Source organism: Neisseria basseii (assembly GCF_962707005.1).
GTDB lineage: Bacteria > Pseudomonadota > Gammaproteobacteria > Burkholderiales > Neisseriaceae > Neisseria > Neisseria bergeri.
Map to the genome: position 1 here is coordinate 24,792 of NZ_CAUIXH010000013.1, position 17,188 is coordinate 41,979.

The window sequence follows — 17,188 nt, forward strand, 5'->3', positions numbered from 1 at the left end:
ACCCTTTAAAAACGGCAATCCCGATGATTTTAAAAATAAAAAAAAAGTTACCCACAGAAAACTTCCCATATCAATATAATCATCGGTTTATTATTTAAATTTTATATTTTATTTATAACCTTTCAGTAAAACGGCACAGCAAAGCGTAAAGGCATCTTTTCAAAAAATTAAAAAGTTAAGGATTGTTAGACAAGTGTAAATCGGGTAGAGTTGCGGTCGATAAATTAAATCTATAACGGAGCTTCCTGCAATGAAAGGCGATATTGGCGTAATCGGTTTGGCGGTTATGGGGCAAAACCTGATTCTGAATATGAACGATTGCGGATTTAAGGTGGTTGCCTACAACCGGACAACCAATAAAGTGGACGAGTTTTTAAACGGCGCGGCAAAAGGGACGGGTATTATCGGCGCGTACTCCCTGCACGACTTGGTCGATAAGCTGGCAAAACCAAGAAAAATCATGATGATGGTTCGCGCAGGTTCGGTGGTTGACAACTTTATCGAACAACTGCTTCCGCTGTTGGAAGAAGGCGACATCATTATCGACGGCGGCAATGCCAATTACCCCGACACGACACGGCGGACACATTACCTTGCCGGAAAAGGGATTTTGTTTGTCGGCGCGGGCGTATCCGGCGGCGAGGAAGGCGCGCGGCGCGGCCCGTCCATCATGCAGGGCGGGGATAAGCGCGCTTGGGAAGCCGTCAAACCGATTTTTCAGGCGATTGCCGCCAAAACGCCGCATGGAGAACCGTGTTGCGACTGGGTCGGCAAGGACGGCGCGGGACATTTTGTCAAAATGGTGCACAACGGCATCGAATACGGCGATATGCAGTTGATTTGCGAGGCTTACCAGTTTATGAAAGACGGTTTGGGACTGTCCTACGACGAAATGCACCGCGTGTTTGCCGAGTGGAATAAAACCGAGCTGGATTCTTATCTGATTGAAATCACAGCGGCAATTTTGGGCTATAAAGACGAAGGCGGCGAACCGCTGGTCGAGAAAATCCTCGATACGGCAGGGCAAAAAGGCACGGGCAAGTGGACGGGCATCAATGCCTTGGATTTGGGCATTCCGCTGACGCTGATTTCCGAAGCGGTATTCGCCCGCTGCGTTTCGTCGTTCAAAGAACAGCGCGTACAGACCGGCAAGCTGTTCGCCCGAACCGTTACGCCCGTCGAAGGCGGCAAACAAGAATGGGTCGAGGCGTTGAGACAGGCCCTGCTTGCATCCAAAATCATTTCCTACGCACAAGGCTTTATGCTGATCCGCGAAGCGGGCGAAAGCTACGGCTGGGATTTGGACTACGGCAACACTGCGCTGCTGTGGCGCGAAGGTTGCATCATCCGCAGCGCGTTTTTGGGCAATATCCGCGACGCGTATGAAAACAATCCCGATTTGGTGTTCTTGGGTACGGATCCGTATTTCAAAAATATTTTGGAAAACTGCCTGCCGGCGTGGCGCAAGGTGGTTGCCAAGGCGGTCGAATGCGGCATCCCTATGCCCTGCACGGCATCGGCGATTACGTTCTTGGACGGTTACACGACCGAACGTCTGCCTGCCAACCTCTTGCAGGCACAGCGCGACTACTTCGGCGCGCACACTTACGAACGCACCGACAAACCGCGCGGCGAGTTTTTCCATACCAACTGGACGGGCAAGGGCGGAGATACCGCTTCGACAACCTACGATATTTGATTCCGTTGCCGAAATGCCGTCTGAACCGTTCAGACGGCATTTGTTTTGCAGGAAATAGAAAGATGTTCCAATGGCTTTATGATGTATTGTGGCTGCTTGCGCCGATATGGATACGGCGTTATTTGGACAAACGCTCCGGAAGTGCCCCTGCATATCGGGCGCATCGGGACGAGCGTTTCGGCAAGCCGTATCCGAATCCCGTTACCGGCGCGGTTTGGATACACGCCGTTTCGGTCGGGGAAACGCGTGCCGCCCAGCCCTTGATACGCGAGTTGCGGCAGCGTTTTCCCGATGCGCCGCTGCTGATGACGCAGATGACCCCGACGGGACGGGAAACCGCGCAAGTTCTGTTTCCCGATGCGCAATGCCGCTATCTTCCGTATGACAAAAAAACGTGGGTGCGGCAGTTTTTGCACGAACACCGCCCGATGTTCGGCATTTTGATGGAAACCGAAATCTGGCCCAATCTGATGAAGGAATGCCGGCGCGCGGGGGTGCCGCTGTTTTTGGCGAATGCGCGGCTGTCGGAAAAATCGCTGAACGGTTATCTGAAAGTCCGCCGCCTGATCCGTCCTGCCGCCGCTTCGCTGACGGGCTGTTTGGCGCAGACGGAGGCGGATGCGGCGCGGTTGGCGAAATTGGGCGCAGCATCCGTGCAGGTGTGCGGCAATACCAAATACGACCTGATGCCGTCTGAACAGATGAAAACGCTGTCGGGGCAGTTTAAAAAACGCATCGGAGGCCGGCCGGTTGTTGTGTGCGGCAGCACGCGCGTTTATCGGGGCGAAGACGAGGCGGAAAAACTGCTGGCGGCGTGGCAACAATATCGCGGCGATGCCCTGCTGGTCGTCGTGCCGCGCCATCCCGAGCATTTTCAGACGGCATTTGAAACGGCAAAACGCTTCGGGTTTAAGGTTCAGCGGCGCAGCGACGGTTTGCCGGTCGAACCCGATACGCAGGTGTGGATAGGCGACAGTATGGGCGAGCTGTATGCGTATTACCTGTGCGCTGATGTCGCTTTTGTCGGCGGCAGTCTGGTCGATTCGGGCTGTCAGAACATCATCGAACCGCTTTCCTGCGGCGTTCCGACGATATTCGGCTTTTCGACCTACAATTTTTCCGAAGCCTGCCGGCACGCCTTGGCATCGGGTGCGGCGGTTCAAGTTGAATCGGCGGATGCGTGGCGGGAAGCCGTTGAAAAAGCCTTATCGTCCGAGGGGGGGGGAATGCAGATGCAGGCACGCGTGGACGGCTTTATCGCACAACATCGCGGAGCGGGCACGAGAATCGCCGAGGCGGTATGGGAAGCGGTATGCGGACATCGGGGGCGATAGTGATACAATCCGTATCCGAGTTTTCCGGTTGGAGCATCGTATGAGTATTTATGCCGTCGCGCACATCGTCCATCTGTATTGCGCCATTGCCTTTGTCGGCGGCGTGTTTTTTGAAGTGCTGGTTTTGTCCGTCCTGCACACGGGACGGGTGTCGCGCGAGGCGCGGCGCGAAGTGGAAAAGGCAATGTCTTACCGCGCCGTCAGGGTGATGCCGTTTGTGGTCGGACTGCTGTTCGCCAGCGGCATCGTGATGGCGGCAAACCGCTACCTTCCTATATTGGGCGAACCGTTTGCCACTTCCTTTGGTACGATGCTGACGCTGAAAATCCTGTTGGCGTTCAGCGTGTTGGCGCATTTCGCCATCGCCGTCGTCAAAATGGCGCGTTCCACACTGACGGTCGGCTGGTCGAAATACATACACGCCGTCGTCTTTACCCATATGCTGCTGATTGTCTTTTTGGCAAAAGCGATGTTTTATATCGGTTGGTAACACAACTACATTTCAAATCAGGAGATTGAACCATGACAGAATATCCCGGCATCGGGTCGCCGTTGTTTTACGGCGTTTTTTTTACGGCAGTGCTGGTCATGATTGCCTTGGATATGTTTTCGCTGAAGAAAAACGGCAGCCATAAAGTCAGCATCAAAGAAGCCTTGGCATGGAGCGGCTTGTGGGTTGCCGTATCCTGCCTGTTCGCGGGCTGGCTGTATTTCGAACTCGCCGGCAATCCCGGCTACGGCGCGGCAGTCGCAAAAGAAAAAGTATTGGAATTCTTTACCGGCTACATTTTGGAAAAATCGTTGGCTGTCGACAATATTTTCGTGTTCCTGATGATATTCGGCTACTTCAAAGTTGCACCGCAGTTTCAGCACCGCGTGCTGCTGTACGGCGTATTGGGCGCATTGGTATTGCGCACCGTCATGATTTTCGTCGGCGCGGCACTGGTTCGGCAGTTCGAGTGGATTCTGTATCTGTTCGGCGCGTTCCTGCTCTATACCGGCATACACATGATGAAGCCCGAAGGCGATGAGGAAGAGGATTTGGCAAACAGCAGGCTGCTGAATGCCGTCAAGAAAGTCGTTCCGGTCGGCACGGCGTTTCACGGCGAGAAATTTTTTACCGTCGAAAACGGCAAAAAAATCGCCACGCCGCTGTTTTTGGTGCTGGTCATGATTGAATTGAGCGATGTCGTGTTTGCCGTGGACAGCATCCCCGCCGTCTTTGCCGTTACCACCGATCCGTTTATCGTGCTGACTTCCAATATTTTCGCGATTCTGGGCTTGCGGGCGATGTATTTCCTGCTGGCGGATGTGGCGGAACGCTTTATCTTCCTGAAATACGGCTTGGCATTCGTGTTGAGTTTTATCGGTGTGAAAATGCTGGTAATGCATTGGGTGCATATCCCGATTTCCGTTTCGCTGTCGGTTGTGTTCGGCGCGTTGGGCGCATCGATACTGACCTCGTTAATTTATACGAAAAAACAGCCTGATAAATAAAATGCCGTCTGAACGCCGACAAAATGGTTGACAGCATCAGGCTTGATATATAAAATTTCGAGCTTATCGGGTCGTTAGCTCAGTCGGTAGAGCAGCGGACTTTTAATCCGTTGGTCGAGCGTTCGAATCGCTCACGACCCACCAGATAAAATAAAAAAAGCCGAGTTTTCAAAACTTGGCTTTTTTTGTCTTCCGACAATCCTTGTTCGGAAAGCGCGGCATTTCGTCAAATTCTTTGGTGCGGCTTCCGTATTTTTCCCGAAAATCCCTTATAATTCCTTCTCTGCAACCTTCATCGGGTGATGCTTTATGCGTTGTCCCAAGTATTGAAATATTATAGCGGGTTAAATTTAAACCAGTACGGCGTTGCCTCGCCTTAGCTCAAAGAGAACGATTCTCTAAGGTGCTGAAGCACCAAGTGAATCGGTTCCGTACTATTTGTACTGTCTGCGGCTTCGTCGCCTTATCCTGATTTAAATTTAATTCACTATACAAGTACCCACCAGGAAAGAACAAACGTGGACAAACTGAAAATCTCCGCAAACGGCCCGCTCAACGGGGAAATAACGGTCTCGGGCGCGAAAAACGCGGCATTGCCGCTGATGTGCGCGGGTTTGCTGACATCGGGTACGCTGCGCCTGAAAAACGTGCCTATGCTGGCAGATGTGAAAACCACGCAAAAACTGCTTCAAGGAATGGGCGCGCGTGTTCTGACCGACAATATCAGCGAATTTGAAATCAACGGCGGTACAGTCAACAACACCTGCGCCCCTTACGAGTTGGTCCGGACGATGCGCGCTTCGATTTTGGTGCTTGGTCCGACGCTGGCGCGTTTCGGCGAGGCGCAAGTCAGTTTGCCGGGCGGTTGCGCCATCGGTTCGCGCCCCGTCGATCAGCATTTGAAGGGCTTGGAAGCGATGGGTGCGGAAATCGTCATCGAACACGGTTACGTCAAAGCCAAGGGCAAACTTAAAGGTGCGCGTGTGGCGATGGATGTCGTTACCGTCGGCGGTACGGAAAACCTGCTGATGGCGGCGACGCTGGCGGAAGGTACGACGGTTTTGGAAAACTGCGCCATCGAGCCCGAGGTGGTCGATTTGGCGGAATGCCTGGTCAAAATGGGCGCGAAAATCAGCGGTATAGGAACCTCAACCATGATTGTGGAAGGGGTGGACGAGCTGCACGGCTGCGAACACAGCGTCGTCCCCGACCGGATTGAAGCGGGGACGTTCCTGTGCGCGGTGGCGATAACCGGCGGCAGGGTGGTTTTGCGGAATGCCGCGCCGAAAACGATGGAAGTGGTGTTGGACAAACTGGTTGAGTCAGGTGCGGTGATCGAGGCGGGCGACGATTGGATCGCCATCGATATGCGGCAGCGTCCGAAGGCGGTGGACATCCGCACGGTCGTCCATCCCGGCTTCCCAACGGATATGCAGGCGCAGTTTATGGCATTGAATGCCGTGGCGGAGGGAAGCTGCCGCGTGGTGGAAACGATTTTTGAAAACCGCTTTATGCACGTCCCCGAGTTGAACCGGATGGGGGCGAACATCACAACCGAGGGCAATACGGCATTTGTGCAGGGGGTGGAACAGCTTTCCGGCGCAGTCGTCAAGGCGACGGACTTGCGCGCTTCCGCCAGCCTTGTTATCGCCGGTTTGGTAGCACGGGGTGAAACTGTGGTCGAACAGATTTACCACTTGGATCGCGGTTATGAAAATATTGAGAAAAAGCTCGGTAAAGTCGGTGCGACAATCGAGCGCATCTCCGGATAAATGGTTCCTCATGCCGTCTGAAACGATTCAGACGGCATGATTCGTTCCCCTATAACAAAACCTATTTGGAAAAAAGGACTTATGATGGCATTTTTAAAATTGACCGAACAAGACGTGCAAGGCAAAACCGTCCTCATCCGCGCCGATATGAACGTGCCGTTCAAAGACGGCAAAATCAGCGACGACACCCGTATCCGCGCCTCGCTCGCGTCCATCCAATATTGCTTGGACAACGGCGCGTCCGTTATCGTGATGACCCACTTGGGCCGCCCGACCGAAGGCGAGTTCCATCCTGAAGACGATGTCGCGCCCGTTGCTGCACACTTAGGCAGCCTGTTGGGCAAAGACGTGAAAGTATTGAATGACTGGCGTGAAAACAAACCCGCCCTGAACGCGGGCGATGTCGTCATGCTGCAAAACGTGCGCATCAACAAAGGCGAGAAGAAAAACGACTTGGAGCTGGGCAAAGCCTATGCCGCCTTGTGCGACGTATTCGTCAACGACGCGTTCGGCACCGCCCACCGCGCCCAAGCCTCGACCGAAGCCGTCGCCCAAGCCGCGCCCGTTGCCTGCGCTGGCGTATTGATGGCGGGCGAACTCGACGCTTTGGGTAAAGCCCTGAAAGAGCCTGCGCGCCCGATGGTGGCGATTGTTGCCGGCAGCAAAGTGTCTACTAAACTGACCATCCTCGAATCGCTGGCGGACAAAGTCGATCAACTCATCGTCGGAGGCGGCATCGCCAACACCTTCCTGTTGGCGGAGGGCAAAGCCATCGGCAAATCTTTGGCGGAGCATGATTTGGTGGAAGAATCCAAAAAAATCATGGCGAAAATGGCGGCCAAAGGCGGCTCCGTACCGCTGCCGACCGATGTTGTCGTTGCCAAAGCCTTTGCCGCCGATGCTGAAGCGGTGGTAAAAGACATTGTCGACGTTGCCAAAGACGAGATGATTTTGGACATCGGCCCGAAATCCGCCGCCGCGCTTGCCGATTTGCTCAAAGCTGCCGGTACGGTGGTATGGAACGGTCCGGTCGGCGTGTTCGAGTTTGACCAATTCGCAGGCGGCACGAAAGCCCTTGCCGAAGCCATTGCCCAAAGCAAAGCGTTCTCGATTGCTGGCGGCGGCGACACGCTGGCGGCGATTGCCAAATTCGGCGTTACCGACCAAATCGGCTACATCTCCACCGGCGGCGGCGCGTTCTTGGAGTTCTTGGAAGGCAAAGAGCTGCCAGCCGTAGCCGCTTTGGAAAAACGCGGCGCGTAAGCGGTTTGATATACAAAATGCCGTCTGAAACGTTGTGCTGTTTCAGACGGCATTTTTGTGTGGCGGTTATTGTGCTTTGGCATTCCATTCTGCCGGTGTGGCGGCTACCGAAATGGAAAGTGCGTGCAGTTCGTTGCTTTCCAGTTGGGCTTTAAGCCCGTCTTTAATCAGGCGGTGGCGTGCAAGGCGTGCTTTGCCTTCAAATTCTGATGAAACGATGACGGCGAAAAAATGGTGTCCGTCGCCTTCTACTTCGATATGTTCGCATTTTGTCACGCCTTCAATCATGGCTTTGACTTGTTCCGGGGTCAGCATGGTAGGTTCCTTGTTGGAAAAATGCGCCATTATACTGGCAAATTGAAATGCCGTCTGAAAACGGCTTCAGACGGCATTTTATCGGGATTATTTTCGGGCTTTAAAACCGAGCAGGTGTTGGGTGGTGGCAAGCCATGCCCCTAATATCCCCAGTGCGACGACGAAGCCGAACACCAGCGAGATTTCTCCCGTGTAGAAGAAACGCCAGCCGATATTAAGCCCGTAGGGTTTGAAGATGGCATCAACCAAGGGGCGCACGGCGGAGAGTAGCCAGCCGCAAAGCCCCAAGCTGACGGTGGCGGAAAGAATGCTCTGCCACATTGCCTGATAAAGGAAGGGGCGGCGGATAAACGATGCGGGCGCGCCGAGCAGCTTGGTGATTTCGATTTCTTCTTTGCGGCTGAGGATTTGCAGGCGGATGGTGTTGTGTGCGACAAGGACGAACGCCATCCCCAGCGTCAGTGAAAGAAACCATAAAATTTTACGGATGAATTCGTTGATTTGGTACAGAGTCTGTACCCATTCCGTATCCATGTTGGCGGATTCGACCATAGGCAGTTTGGTAATGTCTCGGTAGATTGCCTGCATTTGATCGGGAGTGGTTGCCGGGTCGGGGGTAACGATAAAGACATCCGGCAGGGGGTTGCCGTCAAGCATGGAAATCAGATTTTGGTCGAGATTGGACTGTAATTCTTCCAAACCGTCTTCTTTGCTGATAAAGCGGATATTGTCGAGTCGTTTGTCGCGCGTCAGCAGGCTGCGCACGGTCTCGCTGTCGCTTTGTGCGGCAGCGGTTTCCATATAGATTGTGATTTGCGGCGACTCGTTGAGTTTGCCTAAAACGCTTTGTCCGCTTTGGATGCCCAAATACATAAACAGCGGCAGCGTCATGGCGACGGCGAGCATCAGGAGGGTCAGTATCGTGCCGACAGGTTGGCGCATGAGTTGTTTGAGTGCGGTGCGTGCAGATTCGACGTGCAGCGAGACGTAGTGAATGATGCTCATGCGAGTCGTCCTTTCGAGAGGCGCAGGATGCGGTGTCCGTAGTCCGCCATCAGGGTTTCGTCATGTGCAGCGACGATGACGGTTGTTCCTGCTTCGTGGAAGGTTTTGAACAATTCCATGATGTCGAGCGCGTAGGCGCGGTCGAGGTTGGCGGAGGGTTCGTCGGCAATCAGCAGGCTGGGCTGGTGAACGACAGCTCGGGCAATGCACAGGCGTTGTTGTTCACCGCCCGAGAGGGTTACGGGATCGTCCAATTCTCGCCCTTTCAAGCCGACTTTTTCAATGGCGATGCGGGCGCGTTCTTCGGCTTTGCGCGGCGGATAACCGATAATCCGCAGTGGGAGGATGACGTTTTGCAGGACGTTGCGGTCGTAGAGGATTTTGTGGTCTTGGAACACGATGCCGATATGTTGGCGCATAAAGCCGATTTGGTTGTCGGTCAGTGTGCCGAGGTCTTGGTTGTTGAAGTGGACTTTGCCCCTGCTTGGTTTGGTAATGCCCGAAATCAGCTTGAGGACGGTGGATTTGCCTGAACCGGAGTGTCCTGCGATAAAAATCATCTCGCCTTTGTTGATTTGGAAGCTGACGTTTTTCAGGGCTTCAAAACCGCCGGGATAGGTTTTGGAAACTTGTTCGAAACGGATCATAGGAGGTCCTGTAAGGAAGGGCGGCATATCGTTTCGGGCGGTTGCGTCCGCAGGGATATGCCGTCTGAACAATAGGTAAGACAGTGCCGATTATAAAGACTCCGCCTGTTTTTAGATAGTGGATAAGTTTGGCGGATACCGAAGGTCGGGCTGGAAAAATGCCGTCTGAAGCGGCTTCAGACGGCATCCGGCGTTTAACGGCATTTTGAATGGGCGAGTTTGACGGCTTCGGTCAGGCTTTTTTCGTTTGCCTCCCCTGTAATGGTCTGCCTGTATCCGCATTTCGGTGCTTCGACGACGGTAAAGGGCAGTACGCCGACAGTGTTTCCGTAGGATTTCATAAAATTTCGGCTGTTCGCCCCGGTGTAACGCCAAATCGGGTAGGAAACAGGAGTTTGTTTGAGGAAGTTGCCGATATTGTCGGATGTGTCGAGCGCGATGCCGACCATATCGACGCTGCCTTTTTTCTGCGCTTTGTACCATTTGGACATGGCGGGCATCTCTTTTCGGCACGGGCCGCACCAAGTCGCCCAAAGGTTGACGATGCGTACGGGGGCTTTGAGCGATTGCAGGCTTTGCGCGGCACCGTCTTTCCATCCGGCCAGTTCGTCTGCCGAGGCGGTATGTGCGGCAAATGTGGCGGCAAGGGTGATTGCGGCAAGATTCAAGTATTTCATCGTTTTGTCCTTTGTATGTCGATTCGGGTATTGTAAACCGTTTGGTACGGTTGTAGGCGGGATATTGAGTAAAACCCTGCGTAAGCCGATAATAAGGGGATTGTCGAGAAGTAAGGAAATGTCATGTCTGAAATCAAAATTTTCCACAATCCGCGTTGCAGCAAATCGCGTGCCGCCTTGTCCCTATTGGAAGAACGCGGCATTGCTGCCGAAGTGGTCAAATATTTGGATACGCCGCCCGACTTGTCCGAATTGAAGGATATTTTCAACAAATTGGGCTTGGCATCGGCGCGCGGGATGATGCGCGTGAAAGATGATTTGTATAAGGAATTGGGTTTGGACAACCCCAATTTGGACAATGACGCACTGCTGCGTGCCATCGCCGATCATCCCGCCCTGTTGGAGCGTCCGATTGTTTTGGCAAACGGTAAGGCGGCTGTCGGCAGGCCGTTGGAAAATATCGAAGCGGTATTGTGAACAAACGGCTGTTTTGCAGCCGCAACGGCTTGCGCTATTACCTGTTGGGCGGTTTCTGTTTGAGTGTTTTTCCGCTTTTGCTGGTGTTTGCCTCATCCGTTTGGGCGGTTTATCGGACGGGCGGGCAGGTTTTGCCGCCGTATGTCCGGGCGGATGCCGCGCTGGTGTTGGGTGCCGCCGCATGGGACAAACGCCCTTCCCCGGTTTTTCGGGAACGCATCAACCACGCCATCGCGCTTTACCAAAGCCGCAGGGTAGGCAAAATCGTGTTTACGGGAGGCCGGACCAAAAAAGGCTATATGACCGAAGCCGAGGTCGGGCGGCGGTACGCGCTCAAGCAGGGGGTTCCGGCGCGCAACATCCTGTTTGAAAACACTTCGCGCAACACTTATGAAAACCTGAACAACATCCGTCCGGTTTTGCGTGCCAATGGTATTGCCAGTGTGGTGATTGTCAGCGATCCCTACCATTTGGCACGGGCGGCGGAAATGGCGGAGGATTTGGGTGTCCGCGTTTATATGTCTGCCACGCCGACCACGCGGTTTGATGCGGGAAATAAGAAAAAAATCTTTATGCTGCAAGAGGGGTATGCGTTATCCCTCTACCGTTTGGAAAAATGGGGGCGAGATTTTTTCAATTAGCTGTTTCGTTGCCCCTTTTTTTGGACGCAATCCCGAAGGAATCCGGTCGGCGGCGCGTGATACACTGTTCCGCGTGCCGAAGCATTGAAAACAAGGAAAATGCCGTCTGAAACTTTATCCGCAGGCAGGGTTCAGACGGCATTTTTGATGCCCAAGCACGGTAAAACCAGTAAAATAAACGCTTTCAAAGATTTCGGAGCCATCATGACCGTCAAAACCCGTTTCGCCCCCAGCCCCACCGGCTACCTGCACATCGGCGGCGTTCGCACCGCCTTGTTTTCGTGGGCGTTTGCCCGCCATCATAAAGGCGAGTTTTTATTGCGTATCGAAGACACCGATTTGGCGCGTTCCACCGCCGAATCCGTCAACATCATCCTCGACGGTATGAAATGGGTCGGTCTCGATTACGACAACGCCGACAATGTAGTGTACCAAACCCGCCGCTTCGACCGTTATAAAGAAGTCATCGCCGAACTATTGGCAAAAGGCGCTGCCTACTACTGCTATTGCAGCAAAGAAGAATTGGAAGCGATGCGCGAGAAAGCCGAAAAGGAAGGCGCGGCGACTTACGACCGCCGCTGGCGGCCGGAAGCAGGCAAAACCCTGCCTGAAATCCCTGCCGGCGTGCAACCCGTCGTCCGCTTCAAAACGCCTTTGGACGGCGTAACCAAGTGGACTGACTTGGTCAAAGGCGAAATTTCCATTCCCAACGAAGCCCTCGACGACCTGATTATCGCCCGCGCCGACGGCACGCCGACCTACAACTTCTGCGTCGTGGTGGACGACTTCGATATGGGCGTTACCCACGTTATCAGGGGCGACGATCATGTAAACAATACCCCCAAGCAAATCAACATCTTGAAAGCCATCGGCGCGAACCTGCCCGAATACGGCCACCTGCCGATGATTCTCAACGAACAAGGCAAAAAAATCTCCAAACGCAGCGGCGATACCGTCGCCATCACCGATTTCGGCGCGATGGGCATCCTGCCCGAAGCGATGCTCAACTATTTGGCGCGTTTGGGCTGGGCGCACGGCGACGACGAATTTTTCACGATGGAACAATTCATCGAATGGTTTGATTTGAAAGACGTTTCCCCGTCCCCAAGCCGTATGGACTTGAAAAAGCTCTATTGGATCAACGGCGAACACATCAAAATCACGCCCAACGAAAAACTCGCCGAACTCGTCAAACCCCGCCTTGCGCTGCGCGATATTCATGAAACCGAAAAACCTGCGTTGGAAGACGTGTTGGCACTGGTCAAAGACCGCGCCCAAGACCTGAACACCCTCGCCGACGAGTGCCTCTACTTCTACGTCAAACAAACGCCTGCCGAAGCGGACGTGCAGAAACACTGGGACGACGAGGCCGCCGCCCGTATGTTGCGCTTTGCCGAACGCCTCGAAGGGTTGGAAGATTGGAACGCCGAAGCCATCCACGACCTGTTCAAACCCTTCTGCGACGAAGAAGGCATCAAAATGGGCAAACTCGGTATGCCCCTGCGCCTTGCTGTCTGCGGTACGGCAAAAACCCCGAGCGTCGATGCCGTATTGGCATTGATTGGCAAAGAGGAAGTGTTGAAACGCATCCGCGCTTAAATTATCCACAGGTGCGGGCAATGCCGTCTGATGTCGGAATACGGCTTCAGACGGCATTCAAACGGAAGTTGAATATGAAAAAAATATTGTATTTTCTGATGCTTGCTTTTTCTACAAGCGTATGGGCGGGGGATGCGGAAGACAATCTGCTCAGCATCCAATCCGGCTATCGTGCCTTACTGCAAAAACAAAACAATCTGGACGGAAAAATCATCGGGATGCAGTCGGATTTGGAAGATGCGCGCCGCCGGTTGCAGACGGCTCAGGCAGACATCGCCCGTTTGGAAGCGGAAATCCCCAAGGCGATGGCGGTGAAAGCGCGTCAGGAAGAGGAATTGAGGCAGGCGGGATTGCGCTTGAACAAGGCTTGGAATGCGGTTTACGGCGCGGGCGGGACAAAAGCGGCGGGAAATTAACCGCAGCATCCTGATTTTGTGGAAAACAATGGTGGAGCGGCTTCGGAGGCGGAACACGCGGAGATTGCCAATCCGAATCGGGCGCGGTTTAACGCCGTACTTGTGGATAAAATATGCGGGCATTGCGGCGGCGATGTTGGAAATGAGGGTTTTGGCCGCTGAAAAGTTATCCGCAAAGTCCGAATGTCCGGTAGGTTTAAACGGATAATCCGGTCATTCGCCCCGACATTCGGTACGCGTTCGGACGGTTTGAAATACTGCGGCAAAAAAATCCTGGGAAGGTGCGCCCTTCTTTGTCCGATTGGGTAAAAGCGCAAAATAGAGCAATTTTATTTTTTGAAAAATCCATAAAAACAAGAAAATATTACGTTCTTGCCGATGTTGCCCTCACTTTTTTCCGACTGTCAAAAGGATGGTTGCGAAAAGCAATGCGCCCTTTTTTAATGGAACACGGCAGATAAAGTTTTCCACAACGGCAAACGGAGAATCGAATCGCTGCGGTTTTGCGCGTGTGGGCAATATTGTGGATAAAATGCCCTTCATATCTTTTCGGGCTGCATGGCGGACGCCGTCTGCGGAAGCGGGCGGATTTTTCGTATATATTTGAATAATCTATTGGTTTCACACGTTTAAAAGAGGAAAGCCGGCTATTTCCGTTTGGGTAAAAAACGGTTTCGCGGAATAAAAGGCGTTTTGTCCGACCGGCAGGCAGGTATCGACGGCATATTAAAACACAGCTTTTTTACCCTTCGGAAGATGATTTTTGCCAATAAACGGACGGCACGTCGGACATAAAACAACAGTATTCCCGCCGTACGGAAAAGGGCAAACCTTCTTCCCGGGAAGCCCTGCGTTTATTTCGGGGCGGGCAAACCGGTTTGGAAGCAAACCTTATGAGGAGGATCCGGCCAATTCTTTCAATCTGTACAACTCGGACAAGGCTTCCAGCGGGGTCAGTTTGTCCGGATCGAGCCGGTTTAATGTTTCGGTCAGGATGCCGTCTGAACGGCTGCCTGCATCGTCGTCTGCCGGAGCACCGGTATCCGAACCCGCCCGGCCTTCCGGCGCAAAGTTGAAAATATCGAGCTGCGGTTGTGCGTCGGCGGCTTGGGCTTCGAGTTCGTCCAGATATTTTTGGGCGGCTTTGAGGGCGCGGTTGGGCAGGCCGGCAAGTTTGGCGACGGCGATGCCGTAGCTTTTGCTGGCAGGGCCGGGTTCGATGTGGTGGAGGAAGACGATGTCTTGTCCTTGTTCGAGTGCGGAGAGGTGCATATTGACCGCCGTTGCGTGGGCTTCGGGTAGTTTGGTCAGTTCGAAATAGTGGGTGGCAAAGAGGCTGAAGGATTTGTTTTTTTGCAGCAAATGTTCGGCGATGGCGTGCGCGAGGGCGAGGCCGTCAAAAGTCGAAGTTCCGCGACCGACTTCGTCCATGAGAACGAGGGATTGCTCGGTGGCGTGGTGGAGGATGTAGGCGGTTTCGCTCATTTCGACCATGAAGGTGGAGCGGTTGGAGGCGAGGTCGTCGGAGGCGCCGATGCGGGTGAAGATTTGGTCGATGGGTCCGATTTGGGCGGCATCGGCGGGGACGAAGCTGCCGGTGTGTGCAATGAGGACGATGTGGGCGACTTGGCGCATATAGGTGGATTTACCGCCCATGTTGGGGCCGGTCAGGAGCATGAGGCGGTGTTTGTGGTCGAGGCGGGTGTGGTTGGCGGTGAAGTGGCGCACTTGTTGCTCGACGACGGGATGGCGGCCGTTTTCAATATGGATGACGGGGTAGTCGGCGAACTCGGGGCAGACGAAGCCGCGTTCGGCGGCGGTGGCGGCGAAGGTGGAGAGTACGTCGAGGGCGGCGGCGGCTTTGGCTGCTTTTTGAAGCTGCGGCAAGGCCGTCTGAATGTCTTTGATGAGGGCTTCAAACAGGCGTTTTTCCAATGCCAATGCTTGCTCTTGCGCGGTCAGGACTTTGTCTTCGAAGGTTTTGAGTTCGGGGGTGATGAAGCGTTCGGCGTTTTTCAGGGTCTGGCGGCGTTGGTAGTCGGCGGGGGCTTGTTCAGCCTGGACTTTGGATAACTCGATGTAGAAGCCGTGGACGCGGTTGAACTCGACTTTGAGGGTGGAAAGGCCGGTGCGTTCGCGTTCGCGCGCTTCAAGCTCAAGCAGAAATTCGTCGCCGTGGTTTTGGATGTGGCGCAACTCGTCGAGTTCTGCGCAATAGCCTTGGTTGATAACGCCGCCGTCTTTGAGCCAGACGGCAGGCTCGGGCATCACGGCGGCTTTGAGGGTTTCGGCAACGGGCAGGGTTTCAGGGAAAACGGCTTTGAGGGTTTCTAAGAGACTACTGCCCTCGGCGAACAATTCGATTTCAGACAGGGCAAACAGGCTGTCGCGCAGGGCAGCGAGGTCGCGCGGGCGGGCGTTGCCGACGGCGATGCGGGCGGCGATGCGTTCGATGTCCGCGATGTTTTTCAGACGGCCTTGCAGGGTTTCGTATTGCGAATCCAACGCGGCAACGGCTTCTTGGCGGGCGCGGATGTGGGCGCGGCTGCGTAAGGGGTGGTGCAGCCAGAGTGCCAAGAGGCGGCTGCCCATGTGGGTGGCGCAGCCGTCGAGTATGGAAAACAGGGTCGGCGATTTTTTGCCGGAGAGGGTTTGCGTGATTTCGAGATTGCGGCGCGTGGCGGCGTCCATGCCGATATATTGGCTGTCGGTTTCGAGCGAAATGCCGTCGAGGTGTTGCGGCATCAGGTTCTGCGTCAGGCGGATGTAGTTCAACAGCGCGCCCGCCGCGCCGACGGCGGCTTCGTGTTCCTTGCCGTCCAAACCAAAGCCGTGCAGGTCTTGGCAGCCGAAGTATTCGGTCAATAATTTCGCGCCCGCGTCGGCGGCAAACTGCCATGAGTTCAGGCGCGTGATGTTGGCGGCGGTTGCCTGAAAACCATCAGGCAGGCTTTTGCCTTCGGGCAACAGGATTTCTGCCGCCTGCAAACGCGCCAGCTCGTCGGCGAGTTTCTCCGCCGTCGTCAGCTTGGTTTTGAATTCGCCGCTTTGCAAAGATGCCCACGCGATGGCGATGTGTTTTTTATCCGCATTCACCGCCGCGATGCGGTTGGTTTCCTTATCTTCCAAAAACGCCGCGTCGGTCAGCGTGCCGGGTGTAACGATGCGCACGACTTTGCGCTCTACCGGCCCTTTGCCCGCGCCAACTTCGCCCACCTGCTCGCACACCGCCACGCTTTTGCCCATCTTCACCAGCCGCGCCAGATACTGCTCCGCCGCGTGAAACGGCACGCCCGCCATCTTAATCGGCACGCCGTCCATCTGCCCGCGCGTGGTCAGGGTGATATCCAACAGCTTCGCCGCTTCCACTGCGTCATCCAAAAACAGCTCGTAAAAATCGCCCATACGGTAAAACACCAACTTGTCGGCGTGCTGCGATTTGATGGCGAGATACTGCTGCATCATCGGGGAAACGGAGGATTTGGACATGGGGCTGCCTTATCATTAGAAAAACGGTATTGTAGCAAAAGGTTTTGTCTTCGACGGAATGAGACTGACCGTAAGCCTGTCAATAAAGTTGTGGAGACAAATAGGAAAACAGCAAAGTTATCCACAAGAATATTATTAAGTCAAAAAACATCCACGCTTATCTGTCTTATACGGCAAGCCTTAAACTCAAACTTATTTGACAAAAAGTTAATGAAAATATTGGATATTTGCTACTTATACACAAGCAGGTCGGCAATCATCAAAATCATCATTAAAATTTTAAATTCAAATATTGATAATAAAAGTTTTGGAAATCTGTGAAAACAGCAAAATTCATCTATATCAAATAAGCGTCAA

Annotated in this window: 16 protein-coding genes and 1 tRNA gene; 12 read left to right on the top strand and 5 right to left on the bottom strand. The window is 53.9% G+C overall.

Annotated elements, in window-relative coordinates; translation table 11 throughout:
* The first annotated feature begins 250 nt into the window (after positions 1-250).
* The 7 genes from gnd (at position 251) to Q9I99_RS07710 (ending at position 7,565) form a co-directional block, all read left to right on the top strand.
* Positions 251-1,699 (top strand): decarboxylating NADP(+)-dependent phosphogluconate dehydrogenase, encoded by a 1,449-nt coding sequence (gene gnd, locus Q9I99_RS07680; RefSeq protein WP_301667620.1) that lies wholly within the window; start codon positions 251-253, stop codon positions 1,697-1,699.
* Between the two features lie 62 nt (positions 1,700-1,761).
* Positions 1,762-3,033 (top strand): lipid IV(A) 3-deoxy-D-manno-octulosonic acid transferase, encoded by a 1,272-nt coding sequence (gene waaA / locus Q9I99_RS07685; protein ID WP_301667619.1) that lies wholly within the window; start codon positions 1,762-1,764, stop codon positions 3,031-3,033.
* Between the two features lie 40 nt (positions 3,034-3,073).
* Complete coding sequence (locus tag Q9I99_RS07690) at positions 3,074-3,523, top strand: CopD family copper resistance protein (protein WP_107819869.1); 450 nt, start codon at positions 3,074-3,076, stop codon at positions 3,521-3,523.
* 32 nt (positions 3,524-3,555) lie between these two features.
* A complete protein-coding gene (locus tag Q9I99_RS07695) occupies positions 3,556-4,530 on the top strand; it encodes a TerC family protein (RefSeq protein WP_301667618.1) in 975 nt (324 codons plus the stop codon).
* Between the two features lie 68 nt (positions 4,531-4,598).
* Positions 4,599-4,674, top strand: a tRNA-Lys gene (locus Q9I99_RS07700).
* Positions 4,675-5,048: 374 nt separating this feature from the next.
* Entirely contained in the window at positions 5,049-6,302 is a 1,254-nt protein-coding gene (murA, locus tag Q9I99_RS07705) for a UDP-N-acetylglucosamine 1-carboxyvinyltransferase (protein WP_301667617.1), read from the top strand.
* An 84-nt stretch (positions 6,303-6,386) separates the two neighbouring features.
* The gene (locus tag Q9I99_RS07710) at positions 6,387-7,565 is read left to right on the top strand and encodes a phosphoglycerate kinase (protein ID WP_301667629.1); all 1,179 of its coding nucleotides are present in this window, start codon (positions 6,387-6,389) and stop codon (positions 7,563-7,565) included.
* Between the two features lie 66 nt (positions 7,566-7,631).
* Here the strand turns inward: Q9I99_RS07710 and Q9I99_RS07715 are convergent, their stop codons facing one another.
* The 4 genes from Q9I99_RS07715 to Q9I99_RS07730 all read right to left on the bottom strand — a co-directional run bounded on the left by Q9I99_RS07715 (position 7,632) and on the right by Q9I99_RS07730 (position 10,209).
* Positions 7,632-7,880, bottom strand: coding sequence for a BolA family protein (locus tag Q9I99_RS07715; protein WP_301667616.1), 249 nt, complete (start codon positions 7,878-7,880; stop codon positions 7,632-7,634).
* Between the two features lie 87 nt (positions 7,881-7,967).
* Complete coding sequence (ftsX, locus tag Q9I99_RS07720; RefSeq protein ID WP_301667615.1) at positions 7,968-8,885, bottom strand: permease-like cell division protein FtsX; 918 nt, start codon at positions 8,883-8,885, stop codon at positions 7,968-7,970.
* Positions 8,882-9,532: a cell division ATP-binding protein FtsE gene (gene ftsE, locus Q9I99_RS07725; protein ID WP_025458129.1), complete on the bottom strand. Its 651-nt coding sequence runs from the start codon at positions 9,530-9,532 to the stop codon at positions 8,882-8,884. Before ftsE ends, ftsX begins: the two co-directional genes overlap by 4 nt.
* Before the next feature lie 194 nt (positions 9,533-9,726).
* Entirely contained in the window at positions 9,727-10,209 is a 483-nt protein-coding gene (locus tag Q9I99_RS07730; protein ID WP_301667614.1) for a TlpA disulfide reductase family protein, read from the bottom strand.
* Positions 10,210-10,332: 123 nt separating this feature from the next.
* On the opposite strand from Q9I99_RS07730, the gene arsC reads away from it, so the two are divergent.
* The 5 genes from arsC to Q9I99_RS07755 all read left to right on the top strand — a co-directional run bounded on the left by arsC (position 10,333) and on the right by Q9I99_RS07755 (position 13,803).
* Positions 10,333-10,686 (top strand): arsenate reductase (glutaredoxin), encoded by a 354-nt coding sequence (gene arsC / locus Q9I99_RS07735; RefSeq protein ID WP_002224210.1) that lies wholly within the window; start codon positions 10,333-10,335, stop codon positions 10,684-10,686.
* Entirely contained in the window at positions 10,683-11,327 is a 645-nt protein-coding gene (locus Q9I99_RS07740) for a YdcF family protein (protein WP_002220030.1), read from the top strand. The genes arsC and Q9I99_RS07740 overlap by 4 nt, the downstream gene beginning before the upstream one ends.
* Before the next feature lie 204 nt (positions 11,328-11,531).
* Positions 11,532-12,926 (top strand): glutamate--tRNA ligase, encoded by a 1,395-nt coding sequence (gene gltX / locus Q9I99_RS07745; protein ID WP_301667628.1) that lies wholly within the window; start codon positions 11,532-11,534, stop codon positions 12,924-12,926.
* Positions 12,927-12,946: 20 nt separating this feature from the next.
* Entirely contained in the window at positions 12,947-13,342 is a 396-nt protein-coding gene (locus Q9I99_RS07750; protein WP_301667612.1) for a coiled-coil domain-containing protein, read from the top strand.
* Positions 13,343-13,635: 293 nt separating this feature from the next.
* Positions 13,636-13,803 (top strand): hypothetical protein, encoded by a 168-nt coding sequence (locus Q9I99_RS07755; RefSeq protein ID WP_301667611.1) that lies wholly within the window; start codon positions 13,636-13,638, stop codon positions 13,801-13,803.
* Positions 13,804-14,233: 430 nt separating this feature from the next.
* Here Q9I99_RS07755 and mutS read toward each other — a convergent pair whose 3' ends face one another.
* Entirely contained in the window at positions 14,234-16,831 is a 2,598-nt protein-coding gene (gene mutS, locus Q9I99_RS07760) for a DNA mismatch repair protein MutS (RefSeq protein WP_301667610.1), read from the bottom strand.
* Positions 16,832-17,188: the final 357 nt, after the last annotated feature.